This is a genomic window from Natronococcus sp., assembly GCF_047921035.1.
Lineage (GTDB): Archaea > Halobacteriota > Halobacteria > Halobacteriales > Natrialbaceae > Natronococcus.
This window is the reverse complement of the sequence record NZ_JBLRWX010000202.1, coordinates 1-2,066: the sequence shown is the minus strand read 5'-3', so window position 1 is coordinate 2,066 and position 2,066 is coordinate 1. Positions and strand designations below refer to the sequence as shown.

1 protein-coding gene and 2 pseudogenes are annotated in these 2,066 nt (G+C 63.2%); 1 reads left to right on the top strand and 2 read right to left on the bottom strand.

What is annotated here, in order from left to right:
- Positions 1-359, bottom strand: a pseudogene (locus ACNA7R_RS20090) (deacylase); the annotation flags it as partial.
- Positions 360-538: 179 nt separating this feature from the next.
- Entirely contained in the window at positions 539-1,351 is an 813-nt protein-coding gene (locus tag ACNA7R_RS20085) for a lysostaphin resistance A-like protein (RefSeq protein WP_416285308.1), read from the bottom strand.
- Positions 1,352-1,797: 446 nt separating this feature from the next.
- Here ACNA7R_RS20085 and ACNA7R_RS20080 point away from each other — a divergent pair.
- Positions 1,798-2,066, top strand: a pseudogene (locus tag ACNA7R_RS20080) (IS4 family transposase); the annotation flags it as partial.

Below are 2,066 nucleotides of genomic sequence, written 5' to 3'. Positions count from 1 at the left end.
GGGCCGTCGCGGGTGTTTCGCTCGACGGCGACGATCTCGGCCCAGGGGATCACGACCAGCGTCCCCTGCTCGAGCCCCCAGCCGATCACCTCCTCGGCAGCCCGGTAGCCGTTCGTCTCGCCGCCGTGGATCCCGCCGAAGACGATCGCCGTCGGGCCCGACTCCGCGGCCTCGAGTTCGAACAGCGGCGTCTCGCGGTCGGTCCCCTCCATGATCGGGCGCGTCTCGAGATCCATCGACGGGTGGGGAGCGGCCGGCTCGCCCGGCCCCGACGGCTCGCCCCTCGAGCGGAGCACGCTCGCGCCCGCGACCAGGCCGACGGTCGCGGCCCCGGCGCCGAGCACCGTCCGTCGCTTCATGCCTGTTCCGTCTCGAGCGCGTGAAGATAAATTGTATGTCGGCTGTCCGATACGAAAGCGCAGTTACGTCCGTAAATCGATAGCTTCGACACGCAGAGAGAGGGGACGCACACTCGAGTGTCACCGCTTTTCCCACCGTCGCGACCGCCAGCCGCCTCGCGTCGGTGGGGGCGTCGCGGTCAGGTCACCACGATCAGAGCGGTGGAGACGGCGACGAGGGCGACGTGGAACGCGGCGTGTGCGATCATCGCGGTCTCGAGCGACCGTCGCCAGAACAGCCAGCCGAGAACGACCCCAACGAGCGCGTTCAACAGGATGGTGCGGACGATCAGCGGGGTCGTGAGTCCGACCGTCGAGGCGAGCGCAGGCAGGTGACCGATACCGAACGCGAGGGCACTCACCACGATTGCGACCCACACGATCGTCCCGGAGGGCGCCTCGGTCGCGTCGCCGACCCTGTTGCGTCCCCACCAGAGAACGTACGCGAGGGGCGCCATGAACCCCCAGCGCAGGAGGAGCTCCTCGGTGATGCCGCCGTAGAACAGTCGCATCGGCACCGACGCGAAGAGCTCGCGCAGGGCTTCCGCGTCCGTCGAGGGATCGCCGGCGGGAAGCTGCGTGAACTGTGCGAACGCGGCGTCGAGGACGGCGACGACGACGAACAGGGCCGCACCCAGCGCCGCCGCGAGCGGGAGCGAGTCGCGCACCTCGCCCCAGTTCGGACTTCGGCCGGCCGCCCACGCGAACACGTGGGAGTCGAACTCGAGGCGCGGGGCCGTGACCGCGCCGAGGACGACGGCCACCGCCAGCAGGAGCGTCGAGTTCGCCGACGCGAGCACCACCAGCGTCGGGTACGAGACCGTCGACAGTTCGGGGAGTGCCCGCAGCATCGGGACGGAGTAGACGGCCAGGGCGATCACCCCGACCATCCCGAGTGCGAATAGCGCGATCGCACCGCGGGCGGAGGGTTTCCAGTTCCGGGTAGCAGTCATTGTTGAGCAACTGACTACACCCGCCAAAAAGTTGCTGATAATATCGGCTTCAGTACCTGTCTACGTTCTTTTTTGTGGTATACACCCACAGGGACGCGATAAGATGCTGGTCTACTAACCCCGATCACTTCGAGGTGAGATTCCTCGGCACTCAAACAAGAACAACTTACAAGTAAACAGATATTAGAGGTTAGAAATACGCATACGGAAGCTTCCTACTGATATAATTATTATCTGATATATATTCCATCTATGTGTGCTTTCGCATGTCCGAAATACCTCCAGCACCACGACGAGCAAGCGACGAAGCCAGAGACCTACCCGAAGACACAACGAGTTTCGAGGTATACTGCCATCGGCAACCATCCGTGTTCGGTTAAGGAGCGAGACTAACAGACGCCAGCGTCTTGATGAAGTTATCTTCAGAAACCGCGTAGAGAGAGGTTGTGATACCCGAACTCTCTCCAACACTCATACGCCGCCGATTGACTTCTCTCTTTCCAGAAGACCTCGTCGAAGGCATCGCGCGCGAGCGCGATGCCGTCCAACGTCAACGGACGATCGATATCACGATGCTCGTCTGGTCGCTCATCTTGGGCTTCGCCGTGGACGGCGAAACCCGCTCTATCGCCTCCTTTCAGCGGGTCTACCAGACTGCGACCAACCAGACCGTGGCTCATTCCAGCTTCTACGACCGATTCACGCCGGAACTTCG

Bases quoted from the DNA above. Each gene is read 5' to 3' on its own strand.
- ACNA7R_RS20085 (WP_416285308.1), bottom strand. From the start codon at position 1,351: ATGACTGCTACCCGGAACTGGAAACCCTCCGCCCGCGGTGCGATCGCG.